The organism is Roseateles sp. Mitsp63, assembly GCF_059491535.1.
In genome coordinates this window covers 5,623,609-5,639,968 of the sequence record NZ_CP168509.1, presented here as the reverse complement: position 1 = coordinate 5,639,968, position 16,360 = coordinate 5,623,609, and the positions used below count along the sequence as shown (strand labels likewise).

Annotated in this window: 13 protein-coding genes; 1 reads left to right on the top strand and 12 read right to left on the bottom strand. The window is 69.5% G+C overall.

Annotation, left to right across the window (positions count from 1 at the left end):
* Nucleotides 1-4: 4 nt before the first annotated feature.
* The 5 genes from msrQ to ACEN96_RS24475 all read right to left on the bottom strand — a co-directional run bounded on the left by msrQ (nt 5) and on the right by ACEN96_RS24475 (nt 6,010).
* Nucleotides 5-670 carry a protein-methionine-sulfoxide reductase heme-binding subunit MsrQ gene (msrQ, locus tag ACEN96_RS24495; RefSeq protein WP_495585626.1) on the bottom strand — a complete coding sequence of 222 codons (666 nt, stop codon included), beginning with the start codon at nt 668-670 and terminating at the stop codon, nt 5-7.
* Between the two features lie 19 nt (nt 671-689).
* Nucleotides 690-1,673 carry a protein-methionine-sulfoxide reductase catalytic subunit MsrP gene (gene msrP, locus ACEN96_RS24490; RefSeq protein ID WP_495585625.1) on the bottom strand — a complete coding sequence of 328 codons (984 nt, stop codon included), beginning with the start codon at nt 1,671-1,673 and terminating at the stop codon, nt 690-692.
* A gap of 134 nt (nt 1,674-1,807) precedes the next feature.
* Entirely contained in the window at nt 1,808-3,226 is a 1,419-nt protein-coding gene (ccsB, locus tag ACEN96_RS24485; protein ID WP_495585624.1) for a c-type cytochrome biogenesis protein CcsB, read from the bottom strand.
* 1 nt (nt 3,227) lies between these two features.
* On the bottom strand, nt 3,228-5,366 hold the full coding sequence (locus ACEN96_RS24480) for a cytochrome c biogenesis protein ResB (RefSeq protein ID WP_495585623.1): 2,139 nt from the start codon (nt 5,364-5,366) through the stop codon (nt 3,228-3,230).
* A gap of 62 nt (nt 5,367-5,428) precedes the next feature.
* Entirely contained in the window at nt 5,429-6,010 is a 582-nt protein-coding gene (locus ACEN96_RS24475; protein ID WP_495585622.1) for a c-type cytochrome, read from the bottom strand.
* A 520-nt stretch (nt 6,011-6,530) separates the two neighbouring features.
* On the opposite strand from ACEN96_RS24475, the gene yihA reads away from it, so the two are divergent.
* Entirely contained in the window at nt 6,531-7,235 is a 705-nt protein-coding gene (gene yihA, locus ACEN96_RS24470; RefSeq protein WP_495588679.1) for a ribosome biogenesis GTP-binding protein YihA/YsxC, read from the top strand.
* Nucleotides 7,236-7,250: 15 nt separating this feature from the next.
* Here the strand turns inward: yihA and ACEN96_RS24465 are convergent, their stop codons facing one another.
* From ACEN96_RS24465 to bufB, 7 genes are all read right to left on the bottom strand, one after another.
* A complete protein-coding gene (locus tag ACEN96_RS24465; RefSeq protein ID WP_495585621.1) occupies nt 7,251-9,551 on the bottom strand; it encodes a patatin-like phospholipase family protein in 2,301 nt (766 codons plus the stop codon).
* A gap of 187 nt (nt 9,552-9,738) precedes the next feature.
* Nucleotides 9,739-11,829, bottom strand: coding sequence for a DUF1631 family protein (locus ACEN96_RS24460; protein ID WP_495585620.1), 2,091 nt, complete (start codon nt 11,827-11,829; stop codon nt 9,739-9,741).
* A 294-nt stretch (nt 11,830-12,123) separates the two neighbouring features.
* A complete protein-coding gene (groL, locus tag ACEN96_RS24455) occupies nt 12,124-13,761 on the bottom strand; it encodes a chaperonin GroEL (protein ID WP_495585619.1) in 1,638 nt (545 codons plus the stop codon).
* 55 nt (nt 13,762-13,816) lie between these two features.
* Nucleotides 13,817-14,107 carry a co-chaperone GroES gene (gene groES, locus ACEN96_RS24450; protein ID WP_088451343.1) on the bottom strand — a complete coding sequence of 97 codons (291 nt, stop codon included), beginning with the start codon at nt 14,105-14,107 and terminating at the stop codon, nt 13,817-13,819.
* Nucleotides 14,108-14,273: 166 nt separating this feature from the next.
* Nucleotides 14,274-14,771, bottom strand: a complete 498-nt coding sequence (locus ACEN96_RS24445; protein ID WP_495585618.1) for a DoxX family protein — start codon at nt 14,769-14,771, stop codon at nt 14,274-14,276.
* Nucleotides 14,768-15,511, bottom strand: coding sequence for an HvfC/BufC N-terminal domain-containing protein (locus ACEN96_RS24440; RefSeq protein WP_495585617.1), 744 nt, complete (start codon nt 15,509-15,511; stop codon nt 14,768-14,770). Before ACEN96_RS24440 ends, ACEN96_RS24445 begins: the two co-directional genes overlap by 4 nt.
* Nucleotides 15,508-16,353, bottom strand: a complete 846-nt coding sequence (bufB, locus tag ACEN96_RS24435) for an MNIO family bufferin maturase (RefSeq protein WP_495585616.1) — start codon at nt 16,351-16,353, stop codon at nt 15,508-15,510. Before bufB ends, ACEN96_RS24440 begins: the two co-directional genes overlap by 4 nt.
* Nucleotides 16,354-16,360 lie beyond the last annotated feature (7 nt).

The following is a 16,360-nucleotide window of genomic DNA, read 5'->3' as shown; positions in this document are numbered from 1 at the left end:
GAGGTCAGCGCTTCACCCGCTTCCACACCCGCCATCCCAGCAGCACGGCCAGGATCGCCGCGTAGACCGCCGGCTCGGCGAAGTTGTTCTTCCCGGCCCGCATCCAGATGAAGTGCATCAGCCCGATCACGGCGATCGCGTAGACCAGCTTGTGCAGCAGCTGCCAGCGCGGCGCGCCGAGCGCCTTGATCGCGCGGTTGAACGAGGTCGCCGCCAGCGGCACCAGCAGCAGCCAGGCGGTGAAGCCCATCAGGACGAAGGGGCGCTTGGCGATGTCGCGCAGGATGTCGTGCAGATCCAGGCTCTTGTCGAGCCAGCCGTAGGCGAGCAGGTGCAGGCTCGCGTAGAAGAACGTGAACAGCCCCAGCATGCGCCGGAAGCGCGCCAGCGCCGGCAGGTTCGTCCAGGTGCGCAGCGGCGTGACGGCCAGCGTGATCCACAGGAATCGCAGCGTCCAGTCGCCCAGGCCGCGGATCAGCGTCTCCGCCGGGTTCGCGCCAAGCCGGTCGGCGAAGGCGCCGAAGACATACCAGCTCAGCGGCAGCAGGCACAGCACGAACAGCACGGCCTTCGCCGCGGGATGCAGCAGCGGATGGCGCCTGGCGGGCGCGCGCCGCGCGGCGATGGGCGGCGCGGCGGGAGAGGACGGCGAGGCGGGCGTGGCGCTCATCGGGGGATGCTCGTCGCGATCAGTAGTTCTTCTTCAGGTCCATGCCGGCGTACAGCTGGCCGACCTGCGCTTCGTAGCCGTTGAACATCAGGGTCTGGCGGCGCTTGGCGAAGAGTCCGTCCTCGCCGATGCGGCGCTCGGTGGCCTGGCTCCAGCGCGGGTGGTCGACCTGCGGGTTGACGTTGGAATAGAAGCCGTACTCCTGCTGCGCGGCCTTGGTCCAGCTGCTGACGGGCTGCTTCTCGACGAAGCGGATCTTGACGATGGACTTGGCCGACTTGAAGCCGTACTTCCAGGGCACGACCAGGCGCAGCGGCGCGCCGTTCTGGTTGGGCAGCACCTCGCCGTACAGGCCGAAGGCCATCAGCGTGAGCGGGTGCATGGCCTCGTCGATGCGCAGGCCCTCGACATAGGGCCAGTCCAGCACGCCCGAGCGCACGCCGGGCATCTGCGCCTTGTCGGCGAGCGTCGTGAACTCGACGTACTTGGCCTTGCTGGTGGGCTCAGCCTTCTTGAGCAGTTCCGCCAGCGAGTACCCCACCCACGGGATCACCATCGACCAGCCTTCGACGCAGCGCAGGCGGTAGATGCGCTCCTCCATCGGCGCGACCTTGAGCAGGTCGTCCAGGCTGAAGCGGCCGGGCTTGGCGCATTCGCCCTCGATGACGACGGACCAGGGGCGCGGCTTGAGGGTGTGGGCGTTCTCGGCGGGGTCGGACTTGTCGGTGCCGAACTCGTAGAAGTTGTTGTACGAGGTGACGTCCTTGTAGGCCGTCAGCTTTTCCATCACGTTGGCGCCGGCCACGGAACTCTTGCCGCCGGGGAGCTTGGCGAGCTTGCCGGGTCCGGCGGTCTGGGCCTGGGCGGCGCTGCTCAAACCCAGGCCGGTGAGACCGAGCGCGCCAGCCGTCTTCAGCCAGTCGCGGCGGGCGTCGTAGACGGGGCGCGAGGTGATCTCGGAGGACGGGATGCGCTGACCGTCGCGGGGCTTGTGGAAATGCATGGCGGACCTTCGGGGGAGCGAGGAGCGAACCTTACGCCTGTGGCCGTGCGTTGACATGAAGAGGCGCTTAAGCCCCCGGCCGTCCCCCCTTGACCGGAGGAGGCGTGCCAGTCTCACCGAATCAGGTCAAGCGCTCACAAGGTCCCGTACGAGTGCAACCCCGACAGGAACATATTCACCCCGAGGAACGCGAACGTCGTCACCAGCAGCCCGATCAGCGCCCACCACGCCGAGACCACGCCGCGCAGGCCCTTCATCAGCCGCATGTGCAGCCAGGCCGCGTAGTTCAGCCACACGATCAGCGCCCAGGTCTCCTTCGGGTCCCAGCTCCAGTACCCGCCCCAGGCTTCCGCCGCCCAGAACGCGCCCAGGATGGTCGCGATCGTGAAGAACGCGAAGCCCAGCGCGATCGCCTTGTAGGTCAGGTCGTCCAGCGTCGTCAGCGCCGGCAGCCGCGCCGTCAGCGGGCCCCGCAAGGCCACGCTCGCCGCCAGGAACACCGCCACGCCGGCCATCTTCCCCGCCCAGCCATCCAGCCCCGCCTGCAACTCAGGCGACAGCCCCGCGCCGAAACGGAACGCCAGCAGCACCGCCACCAGCCCCGCCGGCACGCCGATCAAGCCGATCACCAGCGACCGCGGCGTCGCCGTCTTCAGCAGCGTCGCCAGCGCCACCATCGCCGCCATCGCGAAACTGCCGTAGCCAATGAAATTCGCCGGCACGTGGATCTTCATCCACCAGCTCTGCAGCGCCGGCACCAGCGGCTGGATCTCGTGCGCGTCCCGCGCCACCGTGTACCAGAGCAGGAAACCCACCGCCGAACTCACCACCAGCATCACGTACGCGCCCAGCGCCCGCGTCGCGAAACGCTGTTCGTAGTACAGGTACATCAGCGTCGTCAGCCACGTGAACAGCACGAACACCTCGTAGAGGTTGCTCACCGGGATGTGACCGATGTCGGGCGCGATCTGGTGGCTCTCGAACCAGCGCACCATCGTGCCGATCAGCGCCATGCCCACCGCGCCCCACGCCAGACGCGAACCGATCGCCTCCGCCGCGCTGTGCCCCGCCTCCTTCTGGAAGAAGCCCAGCCAATAGAACAGCGTGCTCATCCACACCAGCACGCTCATCCACAGGATCGCGCTCTGGCTCGACAGCAGGTACTTCAGCAGGAAGAGCTTCTCGCCCGCCGCCAGATCGGCGCCGAAATCGTCCGTCTGGCGCAGGTAGAGCTGGATCGCCATCAGGCTCGCCGCCCCGACGATCAGACACAGCGGCCGCAGCGGCCGCCAGAACCAGCCCAGCGCGATCAGCGCCGGCGCCGCGCCCGCCAGGATGCCCTTCTCATACACGTCCATCGACGCGTGATACCGGCTGAACGCGAAGCCCGCGCCCATCAGCACCAGCGCCGCGAAGATCCAGTCGAACGCGTTGCGCCCCTGGAAGTAGCCGCGCCTGCCGATCACCAGCGAGCGCGCCGGCGGCGTCTGGGCGGCGCCTGGCAGCGGCGAGGGCAGGGCGGACGCGTCCGCGGTGGAGGATGTGCTGGTCATGTCAGGCCTCCTCATGCAGCAGCCGCTGCTTGAGCGCTTCAAATTCGACGGGCAGGTCCGGAGTGTCGCGGTTGCTGGACAGCGCCATGCGCACCCGCGTCTGTTCGGCGCGCCCCGGCGCTCCTTCCAGCCACAGCCACAGCCGCCGCTCCTTGACGTAGAGCATCGCAAACACGCCGACGATCAGCAACACGGCGCCCAGATAGACCAGCGTCTGCCCAGGGGCGCGCGTCACCTGGAACACGCTCGCCTGCACCTGCTTGAAATCGTCCAGCTGCGCCACGATCGGCGCCGGATAGAACATCGCGTCCGACAGCGACAGCACCGCCTGCGTCATGAACGCCTGCGCCGCCTCGCCCGGCTCCGGTCTGGGCCGGCCCAGCTGTTCCTCGGCCTGCTTGTGCAGCTCGAACAGGCTGCCGTTCAGGATGCGCAGCAGCACCTCCGACACGCGCGCGCGTTCGGCCTCCGGCACCTCGCGCTCGATGAACTGCGACAGCGCCGGCAGGCCGCCCACCGCCGCGCCCTGCGCGGGCGCGCCCGCCTTCAGGCCCTCGGCGCCGGCGAACAGCGTCAGCGTCCGCAGCGCCGTGGCCTCGAGCTGCGCCTGCATCCCCGGCTTGTCCTGCGGGCTGGCCGCCAGCGCGTAATGCTTGGCCGCCATCAGCCGCTGCGCCGGATCGGCCAGCACGCGCCGCAGCGCCAGCCAGCCCTCGATGCTGTCCTTGCTGTCCACCGGCACGCGCAGGTAGCGGAAGCTGTCCGCCAGCGTGTCGCGCACGCCCAGCAGGAACACCCGGTGGCCGTCCAGCTCCAGCGGCAGCATGTAGTTGTTGTACTCGCGCGCCTGGCCGCTGGCGTCGCGCAGCTTGTAGCTGAACGACGGGCCCACGTTGCGCAGCGTCTTCTTGTCGCTGGTGTTCGCGCCCGAGCCCAGGTGCTGTTCCAGCCGACCGACCAGGTCGACCTTGCGCACGTCGGTCCCCTTGCCGTCCTTCCCGTCGCTGGCGAAGTTCTCGACGTTGATCACCCGCAGCCCGGTGAACTCCAGCCCGTAGGACTCGCCATCGGCGCTCAGCGTCGCGCTGGCGCCGACGCGGCCCTCCATCGGCGTGTCATGCGCCGCCTGCAGCGAGCGCAGGTTCAGCTTCAGCAGCGAGCCGCCGTCCTCGAAGCTGCTCTGGTACAGCGTCACGCCGCGGAAGGTGACCGGCTCGTTGACCTTGACCGTCGCCTGGGTCGACGTGCCGTCGCGCTTGTCGTGCAGCACGATGTCGCTGGCGAACAGCTTGGGCATGCCGGTCGCGTAGTACTCGACGATGAACTTCTTCAGCTCGACATCGAAGGGCAGGTCCTGCACCACCACGCCGCTGGGCATGGACAGCAGCGCCGTCGACGAGCGGCTGCCCTCGGGCACGAACAGGTTGGCGCGGAAGCTCGGGTTGGACGTGCCCAGCCGGTTGACCGCCGTCATCTGGTTCAGGTCGGCGCCCTGGTAGATCTGCTTGCCCTGCGCCCACATGATCGCGCGCACGATCAGGTTGCCGTCCAGCAGCCCGCCCAGGCAGATCAGCACGATCGCCGAATGCGCCGCCAGGTAGCCGATCTTGTGCGCCGCGCCCTTGCGCGCGCCGATCATCACGCCGCCGGTGCGCACCTGCGCGCGCGCCTTCCAGCCCTCGGCCGCCAGCCAGGCGTTGACCTGCGCCAGCGCCGCTTCCGGATTCATGTGCAGGTAGCCCAGCGCCTTGTGCCGGAAGGCCTGGAGCGACTGCTCGCGCATCGTCTCCTTGTAGGTCTTCAGGTCGCGCAGGATCTTGGGCGTGTGCCGCGCGATGCACAGGCTGGTCGACACCACCAGGAAACCCAGCATCAGCAGGAACCACCAGGCGCTGTAGACCGTGTAGAGATCGAGCCTGCCGAACAGCTCCGACCAGAACGGCCCGAACTGGTTGACGTAGTTCGTCATCGGCTGCTGCTGCTGCACCACCGTGCCGATCACGGAGGCGATGCAGATCACCGTCAGCAGCGCGATCGCGAAGCGCATCGACGCCAGCAGCTCGAGCGCGTCGTCGAGCGCGACGCGGGCCATCGCGGGGGCCGCGGGCCGGAGGGGACGGTCGGGGGACTTCTCGGTCATGGGCGGCATTCTCGTCGCCCGGCGTGCCGAACCGGGCGAAGGCCGTCAACCGTCAATGGACCTCAGCGCAGTCCGGCGATGTAATCCGACACCGCCTTGATCTCGCGATCGCTCATCTTGGCGGCGATTGCCAGCATCTGCGGGCTGTTCGGACGGCCGCCGGCGCGGAACGCGGTCAGCTGGGCCTCGGTGTAGTCGCTGTGCTGGCCGCCCAGGCGCGGGTACTGCGCCGGGATGCCGGCGCCGTTCGGGCTGTGACAGCCGGCGCAGGCGGGCACCTGCTTGTCGGCGATGCCGCCGCGGTAGATCTTCTCGCCCAGCGTGATCAGCTCCTTGTTCTTCGCGAAGCCGGGCTTGCTGCCCTTGCTGGCGTAGAACGCGGCGACGTTGCGGATGTCGTCGTCCGACAGCGGCGCGGCCATGCCGGACATCACCGCGTTCTTGCGCTTGCCCGACTTGAACTCGTGCAGCTGCTTGGCGAGGTAGTCGGCGTGCTGGCCGGCGATGATGGGATTGGCGGGGCTGCCGCGGGAGCCGTCGGCGGTGTGGCAGGCGGCGCAGACCTGGGAGCTGATGGCCTGACCCTTGGTCAGATCCGGCTTGGCGGCTGCTTGCGGTTCGGCGGCGATGGCGGCGCCGGACATCAGAACCATGCTCGACAACAAGAAAGCGGCAGTCTTCATGAATGTTGAGGGTCGGGTGAGCGCAAGCGCGGGATCTTACAATGGCACCTCTTTTGAGCCCCGCAGCGCGATGACCGATTCCAACAAGAAACCCGCTTCGGCGGCCCCAGGGAAACCCGCAGGCCGAGGCACGGGTCGTCCGGGAGCACCAAGAAAGAAGCACGGGCCCGGCAAGACCGGCATGCGCGCGAAGGCCAACGCCAAGGCCAAGGCCGACGCGAAGGCCCGCGAGCAAGGCCTGGCCCCCGCCGCCAGACCCGTCAGCAGCGAGCCGCTGAGCCCTGCCAAACGCGCGTTGGCCTGGACCCACACCGCCCGCTTCCTGACAACCGCGAGCCAGCTCCGCCACCTGCCGGTCAACGGCGTGCTGCCCGCTGACGCGCGCGCCGCGCGCGAAGCCGCCGAGGCGGCCGCCGAACTCGACGACGAGCCCTTCGACGATGCCGATGTCGGCGCGCCCGAAGGCGATGCCGGCTCCGCGATCCCGGGCGAAGGCGAGGCGCTGGCGCAAGACCTGGCGCCGCGCCAGCTGCCGGAGATCGCCTTCGTCGGCCGCTCCAACGCCGGCAAGTCCACCGCCGTGAACACGCTGGCCCAGCAGAAGCGCCTGGCCTTCGCGTCCAAGACGCCGGGCCGCACGCAGCACATCAACCTGTTCGCCGTCGGCCCGCGCGACGCGCCGGACGCGCTGTTCGCGGACCTGCCCGGCTACGGCTACGCGGCGGTCGCGCGCGACGCCAAGCTGCGCTGGCAGCGCGTCATGGCCGACTACCTCAGCGAGCGCGAATCGCTGTCCGGCGTCGTGCTGATGGTGGACTCGCGCCTGGGCCTGACCGACCTCGACAAGCAGCTGCTGGAGTTCGTCTCCGACCGCGTGACGGCCGGCGAGGTCAGCCTGCTGGTCGTGCTGACCAAGGCCGACAAGCTCAACCGCAAGGAAGGCGCCGCGATCGTGGCGCAGGTCCAGAAGGACCTGGCCGTGCTCGCGACCGAGGACTCGGACATCGCGATCACGCTGTTCTCGGCGCTCAGCAAGCAGGGGCTGGAGGACGTCGCCGAGGTGATCTACGACTGGGCGCATCGCCCGCCGCGCGACCCTTACCGCGAGGATGACGAGGATGGCGACGATGGCGGAGGCCTCGACGCGGCCGGCGCCCAGGAAGACGGCGGCCCCGCCGGCCAGTGACCGGCGCGCTTCAGGTCACGGGCGGCCGATGAACACGTAGAAGGCGGTGCCGCCGCGCGGCGCGTAGCCCACGCCCACGTACAGCGGCCCCAGCCCCGTGTCCGAGCCCAGGAACAGGCTGCTCGCGTAGCGCATGTCCTTGAGGCTGATGTCGTGGCGCGAGAGCCAGGTGTTGCCCGCCTCCAGCGTGCCGCCGACGAAGAACCCGCGCGAGAACAGCGGCGAGTCGTTCAGCCGCCGGTAGTAGGTCGCCCGCGTGAACAGCAGCGAGTTGCCGCTGAGCTGGTTCGGGTTGTAGCCCGACAGCTGGTGGAAGCCGCCCAGCGTGTCGCCGCCCAGGCCGGTCTCGTCCGGCTGCTGCGACGCGACGCCGCGCGCGTACAGGCTGAAGGTGTGGCCGCCGAAGCTGCGCACCACGTTCCCGTCCATCTTCAGGCGCAGGAAGCGGCCGCTGTTGAGGTTGCGGTTGTCCTGCCGGCCGCCCTCCGCGTCGACGTTGAAGCGGTAGCCGTGCTGCGGGAAGTTCGCGTAGTCCAGCTGGTCGACGACGGTGCGGAAGCGGAAGCCCCGCTCATAGCTGGTCCAGCGCAGCTTGCCCATCTCCGGCGTGATGGCGGTGATCAGGTCGGGCCGCGCGTGCCGGATCTGGCTGATCACGCCCAGCCGCACCTCGCCGAGCCGGCCCCAGGGCTGGCCGATGTCCAGGCCGATCGACGCATCGCGCCGCACCAGCCGCGCCTGGCCGAGGTTGGCGTCGTCCGGGTCGTTGTTCCCATAGACGATCTGCTTGCGCTGGTTGGCCTCGGCCCAGACGCTGGCGAACCAGTCATCGGAGATGCCCAGCCTGATCCCCAGCGGGTGGTAGAGCTCGGTGTACAGCCGCGGCGTCTCGCCGATCGTGACCTGGTTGCGCCACTCGGTGCCCTTGTCGGTCAGCCAGTGGCGGTTGTGGCTCACCCGCAGGTTGAAGAAGCTGTCGCCGCCCGAGTCGGTCGACAGGTCCATCCCGACCCGGAAGTAGTTCGGCCCCCAAGGTTTGTCCTCCATGTTGAAGACCAGCGTCTCGCCCTCGGCGCGCTGCTCGACGTGGTAATCGACGCGGTTGTAGTCGCCGCTGGAAGAGAGGAAGCGCATGTCGCGCTCGGCGTTCTCGTTGTTGAAGGCCTGGCCGGGCTTGGACTCCAGCTGGCTGCGGAAGCGCTCGGGATTGGTGTTGTCGGAGCCTTCCAGCTTCACCGCCGCGAGCATCACCGCCGGCGGCTTCAGGCCGGTGCGCGCGATCTGCCAGTCGGCGTAGGTCCGGTCGTCGACGGCATACGCGCGCAACTGCGGCAGCGCGCGCTCGGCGGCCTCCTCGCCGGCGCGGATGAAGGCCTGCACCTTGTCGAAGTCGCCCGAGCTGAGCGCGCCCAGTTGCGGCGTGATCAGCAGGTCCTCGCCGGCGCTCATGCTGGCGATCGAGCGCTGCACGTTCTGCTCGGTGAGGATGTTGATCATCTGGGCCGTCAGCCCGATCAGCGAGTTCAGCGTCTCGCGCCCGCCCACCGGCGTGCCGACGTTGATCGCGATCAGCCGCGTCGCGCCCATCTCGCGCGCGACGTCCACCGGTAGGTTGTTCACGAGGCCGCCGTCGCCCAGGATGCGGTCCTCCCACTCGACCGGCGCGAACACGCCCGGCACGCTCATGCTGGAGCGCAGCGCCAGCGCGAGGTCACCCTCGGCGAGGATGCGCTCGTGGCCGTTCTCCATGTCGGTGGCGACGGCCCGGAACGGCGTCGGCAGCCGGTCGAACTGGCGCACGTTGCGCACCGGCAGCGTCAGGCGCCGCAGCAGCGCCTCCAGGCCGCGGCTGGACAGCGTGCCGGTGGGCACGCGGATCTCGCCGTCGCGCAGCCCGAACTCGATCGTGGCGGAGAACTCGAAGTCCTCCTCCTTGCGGCGCTGCGAGAGGTCCTGCCGGTCGACGCGGCTGGCGAACAGCCGGTCCCAGGCGATCTTCGTCAGCTCCCGGTCGAGGTCGTCGGCGGACATGCCGCTGGCGTAGAGCCCGCCGATGATCGCGCCCATCGAGGTGCCGGTGATGATGTCGACCGGGATGTGCTCGCGCTCGAGCACCTTCAGCACGCCGACATGCGCCAGCCCGCGCGCGCCGCCGCCGGACAGCACCAGTCCGAGGCGGGGCCGCTGGGCCTGGTCGGCCGCGGGCGTCGGCGCCTGCTGGCCGGCGGGGGGATTGGGCGGCACCGTCTGCCCGGATCCGGCCGGGGCGGCCCATGGGGACGAGGCGGCCGAGGCGGCGATCGTGGCGATCAGCATCAGGCCACGAAGACCGCGAGGACCACGCACGCGGCGCGGGCCGGTCGACAGGCCGGAGGAAGGGGGAAGGGCGCGGGAATCTCGGGACACGGCAGGCATCGGGCAGGGGACGGCCCCGCGGCGACGGCGCGAGGCGGGCGCATTGTGACCTGAACCGGCCCGCCGGTCCCGCGTCCGCGCCTGTCCGTCAGTGACCCGGCGCGCGGTCCAGGTCCTGCATCAGCGTGCCGATCGCGCGCTGCAGCAGCGGCTCGTTCTCGAGCTGCGTGATCAGGCCGTTGGCGACCAGCTGTTCCAGCGCGCCGCGCGTCAGCGAATGGCGCTCGTCGGACACCTGTCCGATGAACAGGAACATCTGCCGGCTGTCGCTGATCCACGCCACCTGCGCGGTGATCCATTCGCTCTGCAGGAACAGGTGATACCAGCCGCCGATGTGCACGCCGGCGATCCAGTCCTGCAGCGCGGCGCGCGCATGCGGCGAATGCTCCTCGCTGTAGAGCGCGACCGGCACTGTCGGCAACTGGCCGCGGTCGACGCGTTCGAAGGCCCAGCGAGAGGGGAGCTGCGACTCGCGCTCATCGAGCAGCTGCTGCAGCAGTTCCTCGGGCGTCTGCGCCGGGCGGCGCGGCGCGGGCGCGGCCGGCGCCGCGTGCTCGACCGCCGGCAGCCCACGCAGCACGCGGCCGTGCTGGCGCATCAGTTCGTCCAGGAAGGCCTGGCGCTGCATTTGCGGCAGCGCGATCGCATCCATGCCCTGTTCCAGCGCGCGGATCAGGTCCGGCAGCTGGCCGCGCAGCCGCTGGCGCGCGGCCTCGTCGGGCTGCGGCGAGACGCTGTTCAGCAGCGCGTCGACGAGTTCGATGTAGGTCTGCGCCTCGACCGCGTCGCGGCCATGCTGCACCATCGCCTGCGCGATGACCTCGACCCAGGGGCCGAGCAGGAAGCGGCGCATCAGCTTGCCGGCATGGGCGTCGTCGAGCTGGTGCTGCAGCTGGTCGCGCAGCATGCGCTGCCATTCCTGGCGGCGCTGTTCGCGGTCCAGCCGTTCCAGCGCCAGCGCGCTGCGCTGGCCGCGGGCCTCGGCCTGCGCCCGGATGTGGGCGTCGACCTCGCTCAGCGCCTGCTGGAACTGCAAGGCCGACGGATGCGCGCTGTCCAGCAGCGGCTGGATCACGCGTTCCAGGAACTGGAGGAAGGCCTTCAGCTCGCTGTCGTCCGCGCGCTGGAAGCCGGCGCCATGGGCCGCGATGCGGTTCAGCAGCTGCCAGGTCGGGTGATCCTGCCGGCGCAGCAGCGTGGCGTCCGCGCGGGACAGCCGCACGATCGCCACCTGCAGCCGGCCCATCAGCACCTTCAGCGGCGGCTGCAGGCTGTCGTCGGCCAGGATCTGGTCGTACAGGCGCGAAAGCAGGTCGGTCCCCGGGGCGCCGACACCCGGTCCCAGTCTCGGCGCCGGGCCGGGCGCGGGTGCAGCGCCGTTGACCGGGCGCGCGACGGCCGGCGCGAGTTCGGCATTGCGCGTGTTCATCAGGTCCAGCTTCATCGCGACCTGGTCGAGCGTCGCGTTCTGCGTGCTCGGCGCCTCGGTCACGCTCTTGAACTGGCGCAGGCGCAGGTCCGATTCCTTCAGCGCGGCGCCGTGGCTCGTCAGCATGCCGGCCAGATGCGCCTGGCGCAGACCCTGGCAGAGCCGGGCGTAGATCGGTTGCAGCTTGGTCGCGAGCGGGTGCGCCGCCAGACGCATCAGCGCGTAGCGCCGCTCGGCGTCGAGGTCCACGCCCTCGATCGCGCGCGCCAGCGCCTGCGCGAACAGCGCCGCGCGCAGCGGGTTGTCGTTCTTCAGCGGCCGGGCGATGCCGCGCAGCGCCGCGAAGAAATTGCCCAGCTGATGCAGCTCGGCCTTGGACTGGTCCTCGATCGCCGAGATCACATGCGCCAGCGCCACATCCTTGAGCGCCTGCCCCTCGTCGACCAGGCTCAGCGCGAGGTCGTCGAACGGCCCGCCGCGCGCCTGGGTCTTCTGCCGGTCCTTCTGCAGCGGATCGCCGCCCTCGCGGGCCAGCGTGAGCAGCCGGGTCAGCGAGGCCTCGAAGTCGGACGCGAAATGCGCGCGCCGCTTGGACCAGCCGGCGAGCAGCTGATGGTGCTCGAGCCGGCTCTTGAGCTCGTCCTGCAAGCCGTTGTAGACCGCATGGGCAAGCCCTGGCACGTGCGAGAGGGTCTCGTCGACGAGCGTCTGGAGGGAGGGCGAAGATGCTTGGGCCATCTTTTGTGACAAGTTGTCAGCGCATTATGGTCGCCCCCGATTCATGTGACATCCCCCAGGCCCGTGGGGCCGTGCGAGCTGGGGAAAGCCCGATGGTGACCCGCCGTTGTGGCCAGCGGTGTCAGGCGATTCTGGGCGAACCGCGGCATGCGGCGCGGCAAGCCCGGCGCCCGAAGCGTATCCAGGCGCAACAGGATGGGCTTCATCCGCTTCGCCGTCCAAAAGAAAAAAGGGGTCGCCGAAGCGACCCCTTTCGAGAGCGGTGACGGGCGGCGCGAGGCGCCGACCGTCCGGCTCAGGCGGACATCACATGTCCATGCCCATGCCGCCCATGCCGCCAGGCATGGCCGGAGCCGCGGACTCGTCCTTCGGCGCTTCGGCGACCATGCACTCGGTCGTCAGCATCAGCGAGGCCACGGACGCGGCGTTCTGCAGCGCGGTGCGGGTCACCTTGGTCGGGTCCAGGATGCCCATCTCGATCATGTCGCCGTAGGTGCCGTTGGCGGCGTTGTAGCCGTGGTTGCCCTTGCCGGCCAGCACGTTGTTGACGACGACCGAGCTTTCCTCGCCGGCGTTGTAGACGATCTCGCGCAGCGGGGCTTCGATGGCCTTCAGGATCAGCTTGACGCCGGCGTCCTGGTCGGCGTTGTCGCCCTTGATCTCGCCAGCAGCCTGACGGGCGCGCAGCAGCGCGACACCGCCACCGGCCACGATGCCTTCCTCGACGGCGGCACGGGTGGCGTGCAGCGCGTCTTCGACACGGGCCTTCTTCTCCTTCATCTCGACTTCGGTGGCGGCACCGACCTTGATGACGGCGACGCCGCCGGCCAGCTTGGCCACGCGTTCCTGCAGCTTCTCGCGGTCGTAGTCGCTGGTGGCTTCCTCGATCTGGGCGCGGATCTGCTTGACGCGCGATTCGATGTCGCCGCCGGCGCCGTTGCCGTCGATGATGGTGGTGTTTTCCTTGCCCACTTCGACGCGCTTGGCCTGGCCCAGGTCAGCCAGCGTGACCTTCTCGAGCGACAGGCCCACTTCCTCGGCGATCACCTTGCCGCCGGTCAGGATGGCGATGTCTTCCAGCATGGCCTTGCGGCGGTCGCCGAAGCCCGGCGCCTTCACGGCCACGACCTTCAGGATGCCGCGGATGGTGTTGACCACCAGGGTCGCCAGCGCTTCGCCGTCGACTTCTTCCGCGATGATCAGCAGCGGACGGCCGGCCTTGGCGACGGCTTCCAGCGTCGGCAGCAGGTCGCGGATGTTGGAGATCTTCTTGTCGTAGAGCAGGACGAACGGGTTGTCCAGGATCGCCGACTGCTTCTCCGGGTTGTTGATGAAGTACGGCGACAGGTAGCCGCGGTCGAACTGCATGCCTTCGACGACGTCCAGCTCGTTGTTCAGCGACTTGCCGTCCTCGACGGTGATGACGCCTTCCTTGCCGACCTTGTCCATCGCCTCGGCGATGATCTGGCCGATCGAGTCGTCGGAGTTGGCCGAGATCGTGCCGACCTGGGCGATTTCCTTGGACGTCGTGGTGGCCTTGGAGGCCTTCTTCAGCTGCTCGACCAGGGCGGTGACGGCCTTGTCGATGCCGCGCTTCAGGTCCATCGGGTTCATGCCGGCGGCCACGTACTTCATGCCTTCGCGCACGATGGCCTGGGCCAGCACGGTGGCGGTGGTGGTGCCGTCACCGGCGTTGTCCGAGGTCTTGGAAGCGACTTCCTTGACCATCTGGGCGCCCATGTTCTGCAGCTTGTCCTTGAGCTCGATCTCCTTGGCGACCGAGACACCGTCCTTGGTGACGGTGGGGGCGCCGAACGAGCGCTCCAGCACCACGTTGCGGCCCTTGGGACCCAGCGTGACCTTGACCGCGTTGGCCAGGATGTTCACGCCTTCGACCATGCGGGCACGGGCTTCGCCGCCGAAGACCACGTCTTTTGCTGCCATGTGTATTTCTCCGAAATCGCTATCTGTATGAATTCAGGTCTGTGCGTCGCGCCGATTACTTGGCGACGACCGCAAACAGATCTTCCTCGCGCATGACGAGCAGTTCTTCGCCGTCGACCTTGACGGTCTGGCCGCTGTACTTGCCGAACAGCACGCGGTCGCCGACGGCGACGTTCAGGGCGATGAACTCGCCCTTGTCATTGCGCTTGCCCGGGCCGACGGCCAGCACCTCGCCCTGGTCGGGCTTCTCGGCGGCGTTGTCGGGAATGACGATGCCGGAGGCCGTCTTGGTTTCGTTTTCCAGGCGCTTAACGATCACGCGATCGTGCAGAGGACGCAGTTTCATCAGATCTCCTTGACTGTTCAGACTTGATTCCTGGGCCCGCCGGGCGCTCATCGCCCCGGCCAGCCCATCACAAGAAGTAAGCCCCGGGTCTCGCGGCTCGGGGCTTGTTAGCACTCGACGATCGCGAGTGCTAGCAGCAAGGATTATATGGACGGGTCTTGACGTTTCAAGGGCGGCGCGTGGAACCCCATCCGATGACATGGTCCAGCGACCACCGGCCGGGGCCGCGGCCCAGCAGCAACAGCATCGGCGCGGCCCAGCTGAGGTGGGTGGGCCAGGCCGCCGGGTAGACGAAGGTCTGGATCACCGCCGTCATCCCCAGCACGCCGAGCGCCGCCAGCCGCGTGCCCAGGCCCAGTACGAGCAGGATCGGCAGCAGATGCTCCGCGCCGGTGGCGAGGTAGGCGGCGATCCCGGGCGGGATCAGCGGCAGGGCGTAATCCTCGCGGAACAGCAGGAAGGTGGTGTCGGTCAGGGTGAAAAGGCCCTCCACCTTGGTCCGGCCGGAGAGCCAGAACACGCCCGCGATGCTGAAACGGCAGGCCAGGGCGATCAGGTCGAAGGAGATCCATCGCTCGAGCCGCTCCCGCGCGGCGGCGAGCAGCGCGCCCAGGGAGCGGGAGGCCGGCGCGGCGGCCGGGACGGTGGAGGAAGTCGTGTTCATGGCGTGGTCTCGGTGAGGTTGGCGAAAGCGCCGTGCTGGAGCAATCGACCCAGCGACGCGCCGGGGTCGAAGGCGGGGAACCGGGCCAGGACGCCGTCCAGCGCGCTCCCCAGCGGCTGGCCGGCGGCGCAAGCGTCGAGCAGCGCGCAATCGGCGGCGTCGATCTCGAGCGCGAGGACCGCGTCTTCAGGCCGGCTGAGTAGCGCGCCCTGTCCATTCCAGTGCGGCGGATTGGGATCGGCGGCGGCGGCGCGGGCGGCTTGCCACAGGCTGAAGACCGGCCAATCCGGGCTCCAGTGCCAGCGCGCCGCGGGATGAGGCGCGAGCCGGGCACGGGCGAGCCGGTCCGCGTCGAGCCGCGTCAGCGCCGTCACGCCGAGCACCGGCGCATCCGCCGCGACATGGCTGTCGCTCCAGAGCCGGTCCAGGCGGGCGACGGCGCTCAGCCAGGGCAGTTCGCCGTCGGGGAGCGATTGGTCGAGGAAGGCGGGAAAGCGCTCGCCGTAGTGCTGGAGGTCGCCGCCGGCCGGCGGATCGGCGCGGACGAAGTCGAGCACGGCGGCTTCCATCCAGGCGTCGCCCGTCAGTCGATGAACTGCCGGATACAGCGATCTCAGCGCGTCGGCGCAGCCCTTGAGCACGGTGTTGCGGTACACGGAGAAGCCGGCGGCCGGTCTGTCGGCGCCAGCGGGCGCCCACAAGTCGCGCCAGAAGTTCTCCTGGAATTCGGCGAGCGTCATGCCGGCACCTCCTGCGCGAGGCGTGCCGCCTCGAACACGCCCTGGGCGCGCTCGCGTTCCGCGAGCAACTCACTGAAAGGCGGCAGGTCGCCGTCGCGCTCGAGCAGCGTCGGCTTCGGGCCGATGCGCGCGGCCAGGCGCTCGAGCAGGGCCCATACCGATGCGGCGACGGGCGCGTCATGGCTGTCGATCAGCAGGCCGCTGGCCGGGTCGGCATCGGCACGATGGCCGGCGATGTGGATCTCCATCACCGCCGCGCCGTCGAGCGCATCCACCCATGCCGCCGCGTCGACGCCGACATTGGCCGCGGACACGGCGACGTTGTTCACGTCCACGAGCAGGCCGCAGCCGGTGCGGCGGACCAGCTCATGCAGGAAGTCGACCTCGTCCCAGTCATGCGCGAGGCGCAGGTAGTGGGAGGGGTTCTCGATGGCCACCCGCCGGCGCAGCGCGTCCTGCAGGCGGTCGATGTTGGCGGCGACGCGGTGCAGCGCCTCGGTCGATCGTGGCACCGGCAGCAGGTCCGGCGCGTAGGCGCCGCCGAAGCGGCTCCAGGCCAGGTGCTCCGAGACCAGCGCCGGCTGCAACCGGTCCGCCAGCGCGGCGAAGCGCCGCAGGTGTTCGGCGTCCAGCGGGCCGGGCCCGCCCAGCGACGCCGAGACGCCATGCAGCGACAGCGGATGCGCCGCGCGCAGGGCCTCGAGCAGCGCCAGGCGCGGGCCGCCCGCGACGAGGTAGTTCTCGGGATGGACTTCAAACCAGAGACCCGCCTGGCGCGCGCCGAGCGCGTCCTCCGCGAAGTCCGGCTTGAAGCCCAGGCCCGCACCCAGCGCGTGTGTCATGGCGCGG

Bases quoted from the DNA above. Each gene is read 5' to 3' on its own strand.
- bufB (WP_495585616.1), bottom strand. From the start codon at position 16,353: ATGACACACGCGCTGGGTGCGGGCCTGGGCTTCAAGCCGGACTTCGCG.
- msrP (WP_495585625.1), bottom strand. From the start codon at position 1,673: ATGCATTTCCACAAGCCCCGCGACGGTCAGCGCATCCCGTCCTCCGAG.
- ccsB (WP_495585624.1), bottom strand. From the start codon at position 3,226: ATGACCAGCACATCCTCCACCGCGGACGCGTCCGCCCTGCCCTCGCCG.
- groES (WP_088451343.1), bottom strand. From the start codon at position 14,107: ATGAAACTGCGTCCTCTGCACGATCGCGTGATCGTTAAGCGCCTGGAA.
- ACEN96_RS24465 (WP_495585621.1), bottom strand. From the start codon at position 9,551: ATGCTGATCGCCACGATCGCCGCCTCGGCCGCCTCGTCCCCATGGGCC.
- ACEN96_RS24480 (WP_495585623.1), bottom strand. From the start codon at position 5,366: ATGACCGAGAAGTCCCCCGACCGTCCCCTCCGGCCCGCGGCCCCCGCG.
- ACEN96_RS24445 (WP_495585618.1), bottom strand. From the start codon at position 14,771: ATGAACACGACTTCCTCCACCGTCCCGGCCGCCGCGCCGGCCTCCCGC.
- ACEN96_RS24475 (WP_495585622.1), bottom strand. From the start codon at position 6,010: ATGTCCGGCGCCGCCATCGCCGCCGAACCGCAAGCAGCCGCCAAGCCG.
- msrQ (WP_495585626.1), bottom strand. From the start codon at position 670: ATGAGCGCCACGCCCGCCTCGCCGTCCTCTCCCGCCGCGCCGCCCATC.
- groL (WP_495585619.1), bottom strand. From the start codon at position 13,761: ATGGCAGCAAAAGACGTGGTCTTCGGCGGCGAAGCCCGTGCCCGCATG.
- ACEN96_RS24440 (WP_495585617.1), bottom strand. From the start codon at position 15,511: ATGACGCTCGCCGAATTCCAGGAGAACTTCTGGCGCGACTTGTGGGCG.